Origin of the sequence: Coleofasciculus sp. FACHB-712 (genome assembly GCF_014695635.1) — a bacterium.
In the GTDB taxonomy this organism is placed as follows: Bacteria; Cyanobacteriota; Cyanobacteriia; order Cyanobacteriales; family FACHB-T130; genus FACHB-T130.
Genome location: NZ_JACJOQ010000229.1, coordinates 1 through 5,623, shown reverse-complemented (window position 1 = coordinate 5,623; position 5,623 = coordinate 1). Strand labels below are relative to the sequence as shown.

8 protein-coding genes and 1 tRNA gene are annotated in these 5,623 nt (G+C 49.1%); 7 read left to right on the top strand and 2 right to left on the bottom strand.

The features are described from left to right. On the bottom strand, positions 1-227 hold a 227-nt coding region (locus tag H6F50_RS06580; RefSeq protein ID WP_190427728.1), incomplete at its 3' end, for a sugar phosphate nucleotidyltransferase. Between the two features lie 263 nt (positions 228-490). On the opposite strand from H6F50_RS06580, the gene H6F50_RS06575 reads away from it, so the two are divergent. Continuing rightward, positions 491-1,930, top strand: coding sequence for an LCP family protein (locus H6F50_RS06575; RefSeq protein ID WP_347277139.1), 1,440 nt, complete (start codon positions 491-493; stop codon positions 1,928-1,930). Between the two features lie 120 nt (positions 1,931-2,050). Then, on the top strand, positions 2,051-2,557 hold the full coding sequence (locus H6F50_RS06570; RefSeq protein ID WP_190427732.1) for a pentapeptide repeat-containing protein: 507 nt from the start codon (positions 2,051-2,053) through the stop codon (positions 2,555-2,557). Here the strand turns inward: H6F50_RS06570 and H6F50_RS06565 are convergent. Further along, positions 2,543-3,280: a GDSL-type esterase/lipase family protein gene (locus H6F50_RS06565; protein ID WP_190427725.1), complete on the bottom strand. Its 738-nt coding sequence runs from the start codon at positions 3,278-3,280 to the stop codon at positions 2,543-2,545. The genes H6F50_RS06570 and H6F50_RS06565 overlap by 15 nt on opposite strands. A gap of 230 nt (positions 3,281-3,510) precedes the next feature. On the opposite strand from H6F50_RS06565, the gene H6F50_RS06560 reads away from it, so the two are divergent. The 5 genes from H6F50_RS06560 to H6F50_RS06540 all read left to right on the top strand — a co-directional run. Then, the gene (locus H6F50_RS06560) at positions 3,511-3,738 is read left to right on the top strand and encodes a DNA-directed RNA polymerase subunit omega (RefSeq protein ID WP_190416141.1); all 228 of its coding nucleotides are present in this window, start codon (positions 3,511-3,513) and stop codon (positions 3,736-3,738) included. A 19-nt stretch (positions 3,739-3,757) separates the two neighbouring features. Beyond that, entirely contained in the window at positions 3,758-4,378 is a 621-nt protein-coding gene (locus H6F50_RS06555; protein ID WP_190427724.1) for a hypothetical protein, read from the top strand. Between the two features lie 62 nt (positions 4,379-4,440). After that, complete coding sequence (locus H6F50_RS06550) at positions 4,441-4,806, top strand: DUF1818 family protein (protein WP_190416142.1); 366 nt, start codon at positions 4,441-4,443, stop codon at positions 4,804-4,806. Between the two features lie 49 nt (positions 4,807-4,855). After that, positions 4,856-4,929: transfer RNA gene (locus tag H6F50_RS06545), tRNA-Pro, on the top strand. A 137-nt stretch (positions 4,930-5,066) separates the two neighbouring features. After that, the coding region (locus tag H6F50_RS06540; RefSeq protein WP_199292019.1) for a fibronectin type III domain-containing protein at positions 5,067-5,623 on the top strand (557 nt) is incomplete at its 3' end.

The following is a 5,623-nucleotide window of genomic DNA, read 5'->3' as shown; positions in this document are numbered from 1 at the left end:
TGGGGCAGTTGTTCTTTCACCCCATCTGCCAGCAAAGCCGAAGTAACGACCCATAGCTTCTCCCAGCCTCCAGCCAGAGATAACAGCCGGTCGGCAGTTGCTTGCAGTAAACTCTTACCGCTGCCATCCAAACTTAAAAACTGCTTGGGTCGGTGCTTGCGGCTGAGAGGCCAGAAGCGTTCCCCTTTACCACCGGCGAGAATGACAGGTATTAGCGATTGGTTCATTTTTGGCTTTAGCCTATTGTTTTCGGCTCTATGTTAACCTTGACGCGATCGCGATCGCTGTTTAACCTTTGTGCTTGCTCCCGATCAAACGCCTTGTGCAACTTCTCCCAACTTTCTGTAGAAACCAACCTGTAGAAGCAAGCTTAAGGTACCGCTGCAATGTCATTTCCTTTGGGAGATGGAGAACCTGAAGTTATAATCCACCTTGGAAATAAGTCTCCAGAAAGATACATATAGTCTGCGGTTGTGGTGATGAGGTAAACGTGGAAGAAGGTATCAAACAGTCTCAAACCAGTCCAGACCACGAAATGTCTAAAGGTTCTGGCAATCAGCAGGAACCCCGTACAGATGCCGTTGATGACGATTCCGATACCTCACCCCAATCGCAGACAAGCGATGTGGCAAATGAGGTTTCGCCCCAAAAAAACAACTTGGGGCGGCGCTTGTTATGGATCGCTGTCTTTCTCATTACAGCAACAGTTTCTGCCACAGTGGGAGCAACTTTAGCACTGATTACCCCTTTGTCGCCGATCGTTGCCTCCCAGACTCCAGGAGAAAAGACCGCGACTGAGGGATGGGGTCGAGGTTTTCAGTACCGTCTGGCGCGACCCGTCAATATCCTGGTTATGGGAATTGACCGCCTCCACAACTCACCAGATAATTCGCCGGATAATTTCACTGGCAACAGCGATACGATGCTGCTGTTGCGGTTAGACCCGACTGACCATTCAGTAAAAATGCTTTCCATTCCACGAGATACGCGAGTGGAAATTCCGGGCGTTGGTTTTAACAAGATCAACCAGGCGAATGTCAACGGGGGCGCAGCCTTATCCGCACGAGTTGTCAGCCGTACCCTAAACAACGTCCAGATCGATCGATACGTGCGAGTCACCACCGATGCCTTTCGGGAGTTGGTGGATTTGGTGGGCGGCATTGAGGTATTTGTTCCTCGCCAGATGTCCTATGTAGACGAAACCCAAAAACTCAAAATCGATCTTTCCCCAGGCTGGCAAACTCTCAATGGCGACCAAGCAGAACAGTTTGCGCGGTTCCGGAATGACAAGAACGGCGATATTGGTCGGGTGCAGCGACAGCAAGCCCTTCTCAAGTCGTTGCGGCAGCGTCTGACGAACCCAGCCGTATTGCCTCGCTTGCCTCAACTGATCCGGGTGATGTGGAAGTACGTTGACACGAATCTCAGCTTAGAAGAAACCCTAGCGCTGGCAAATTTTGGCATCAACTTGGAGCAAGATGATTTCAAAATGGTGTTGTTGCCCGGTCGATTCAGCGACCCCCAGGAGTACATTGCTAGCTATTGGATTCTGGATTCCGAGGGGAGAGATCGCATCATGCGCCAATATTTTGGGCAAGAAACGACTCTTGCCTCTGTAGAGGAAAGCCGTTCTCTTAGCACCCTGAGAATCGCAATCCAAAATGCCACCGAGCAGCCTGGTATCGCTTATCGCGTTTCTGAATATCTGGCGGCGAAGGGATTTGTAAATGTTTATGTTGTCAATGATTGGCCCGACCGCGAACGCCAAACCCAAATTATTGTCCAGCAAGGCGATTTAACAAAAGCAGCGGCTTTGAAAAGAGTGCTGGGCGTCGGTCATATTGAAGCGGCTTCTATCGGTGATTTGGAATCTGAGATTACCCTACGAGTGGGTGAAGACTGGCTCGATACAATGAAAAATGTACAATAAAAAATTGAAAAGCTGCCTTATTTTTATCTTTGATTGCAGACGAAGCTGGAGAGCCTTAAAAAGAACAACTTGCTTTTTAAATTTTTGATTAATCCTATGCAACCTTTAACTTCAAAAGCAATTAAAAATTTTGTGGTGCGCGTGCTTAGCGGTATCTTGCTATTAGCTTTGGCATGGCTGTGGGTGATGTTGAGCGCTACTCCTGCTTTTGCTCAGGCAGGGACAATTAATTACACCAATATTAATTTGGAAAATCGGGATTTCTCGAATGCTGATTTAGTTGGTGGTGTATTTGTCGCAGCTGAAATGCGAGGAACAAACTTCCAGGGAGCTGACCTTACCAATGCGATTCTCACCAAGGGCGTGTTATTAAAAGCAAATCTGGAAGGAGCAAACCTGACTGGGGCTTTGGTAGACCGAGTAACGTTGGATGAGGCTAATTTAACCAACGCGATTTTAGCGGAAGCAACGTTGACGCGGACTCGCTTTTACGACACCATCATTACGGGCGCTGATTTTACGGATGCACTAATTGACCGCTACGAAGTGGCTCAACTCTGTCAGCGAGCAGAAGGTGTGAACCCAGTAACGGGTATTGCTACGCGAGACAGCTTAGGCTGTCGCTAAACTGTCGTTCGCCAATTGTTGCATTGGCTCCCAGTTGAGGACATCTTGGAGCAATGCCTGATAGCCTGCAACATTGGGGTGGAGTCCGTCTTCAGTAAGATGCGATCGCCACCAATCTTCACCCCGATTCATCCACAGCTCGAAAATATCTAGATAAGGAATCTGTCGCGCCTGACACGCTAACCGCGTTGCTTCTTTATAGCGATATTGATCGGCGTGATTGTAATAAAAACAGTCGAGAAATGGCATTTTCGCTTCATCGACTGGCACCATTCCCACAAAGAGTACCGGACAGAATCTTTGGGTTAGCGTTGCAGTTGCGCTCTGAGTACATCGCTCTAGCAACAACGCCATTTCTGTTTTGAAAACTTCAAAGTCAGTAAAATTCCGCCCAGTCGGTCGAGCTAGCCGAGCCGAATCATTGACTCCGACTGATAGAATAATTGCATCGGGTACGCGATTTCTAAGCTCACCGCGATGGCGAAACTCCTGCTCTAACCGCTGTTGCACTTGGCTGATGCCGTCACCCCGGACACCCAAATTGTAGAGAACGTGTCCCGGACTATCCGGCAGCATCCAGCGACGCCGCAGCCGCTCTACCCACCCGCCACCTTCCGGATCGCCGAATCCATAAACAAGACTGTCTCCCAGTGCTACAAGCTTCAGAGGATGGCGATCGCTTTCAGGAAACGGCTTAATCGTAGGAGGGACAAGGGTTTGCATGGACTGTAATCTCGAACTTATTTTCAGAATGATATAGATAGATTGATAAGAATCTACATAATATTAAACGATTCTTTGTCTTGAAAGAAATTCTTCAGTGAATCTCCGGGCGATGCTAACAGCCACAAAAATTGGGGACTCCTGCTAGACTGAAGGGTGCAAGGTGACAGGAGGGTCGCGCGACTGTGCGCCGCTACTCACGAACAACAATTAACAACTAATCCAACGTGATGCAAAAGCGTTTCAAGTTTGATACAACCGAAGTTTTACTCCGGGCTGAAGAGCTGGTGAGTGCTGCTTCCAATCGCTACCGGATTACCGTTCAAGTAGCGAATCGCGCTAAGCGCCGTCGCTATGAAGACTTTGATAATGTTGACGATCCGATGATGAAGCCAGTGCTGCGGGCGATTCTGGAAATGTCCGATGAGCTAACGCAACCGGAAATTATTGGCGATTAGATAAAAAACAACAAGCAAGATGAAGCGACAAACCAGAAAATTTCCCAAGCGAATGCTACGTTTTGCCGTTGCCTCTCTAACGGCGCTGTTTTTATTTCCTTGGGGAAGCATCTTTCATCCTTCATCCTCGCTTTTTCATCTTTCCGAACAGCCTGCGATTGCCCAGATGTACGGAACTCAGGATGTCTGGCGGCAAGTTTATCAACGCCTACCGGATTTGCCGCTAGAAAATCAATATATCAGCAAGGAAACTGGCAAGCAGGCATCGGAAAATACGCTCGTGGGGCGCATCATCCGGTATCACGTTTATGTAAAATCACGTCCGCCCAATTATCGGCTGGACTGGAAACTGACCTTGGCGGACTATCTGGGCGCAAACGAACTAATCCAGGAGTCGCTATATCCGGGTTATGATACGTTGCAGAAAAATCCCATGCAGAGCGATCGCGCGGTCATTGAACGTCTGAATCGAGCGCAACGAGACGCCTTAGTTCAAGTCCTCGTGAGTCTATTCACTCCCAATTCTCAGCAGCAGGCACCCGTACCTTCTCCCAGCGCTTCACCTCAGCCACAGGCAGCACCCAAACCCAGTGGAGGGCTATCACTGCCTCAGCCAGGAGATGCTCAGTTACTCAAGTAATGAAAAATTAAAAACTAAAAATGTAAGAAAAGCGCTTTAGTTTTTGATTTTTAATGACTTTTATGGAACGTCTCATCAAAAGTGGAGTTGGCTGGCGCATTGGCTGGAACCCTAACACGACTGAGTTTAAAGGGTTAGTTGGTGGGGATGATTGGGCGATAGAGCTGACAGAGGCAGAGTTAAATGAGTTTTGTCGCTTGCTGGCGCAATTGGCAGAAAGTATGAGCCAGATCGCGACTGAGTTGATGGATGAGGAGAAAATCGCCTGCGAAACTGAAAGCGACTTACTTTGGATGGAAGTGGAGGGCTACCCCCATGCTTACAGCCTTCGCTTCATTCTCCACACGGGACGGCGGGGTGAGGGTAGCTGGAATGAAGCAGCAGTACCGGGTTTGATGCAAGCGGCTCAAATGTTAAAGGTTTTCTGATTGCATCTTGACAGCTTTAAAAAAGCTGATATAGAATATAAGACTGTGCCGGGGTGTAGCGCAGGTTGGTAGCGCGCAGCTTTGGGGTAGCTGAGGTCGTGGGTTCGAATCCCGCCACTCCGATTAGTCCGGCAGAATCCGTTAAGTTGAAAGGGGCGAGTTCTCCTGAGGGAGATAAAATCGCTCATTACTGTCATAGAAGCTCATGGCTTAATGTGTAGGGAGCCTGTATTGCGGTTATTGCTGTGGAGCGATCGCTTATGCTCAGACGTTTAACCAGCCGCTCTCTGCTGACGGCAGCTATTTTTCTGGTTGTGACATCGCTTACCCTAATAATTGTCCTATTAACTAAGCAGCCAGTTATGACATCTCAACCCCAGCTGCTAACCGATCCCTTTCTACAACTGCCGACCGAAACAAGCGTGCGAGTCGTGTGGTTTACTGAGTTTGCTGGTGAGCATCGTGTCGCCTACGGTGAGAATCTGGCTCGCAGTGTCGTCGCCAGTACCACCAAACTCAGCCGCACTCGTGAGGATAGTCAATCGCGGGTAGGAAATCAGACTCAAGACGGTCAGATTTACCAGCAGCCAACCAGCCGAGACATCTGGCGGCACGAAGCAGAGGTGACTGGGTTGACTCCTGGCACGCGAGTTTCTTATCGCGTCACCAGTCTGCGGGAAGATGGTACGAGCGTTAGCAGTAAGGTATTCACGCTCGCCCCCAAACCCACACCGGGCACATCACTGAAAATTTTGCTGACTTCCGACCACCAGCTCAAGCCGATGACATCTGCCAATCTTCAGAAGGTCGTTGAGAC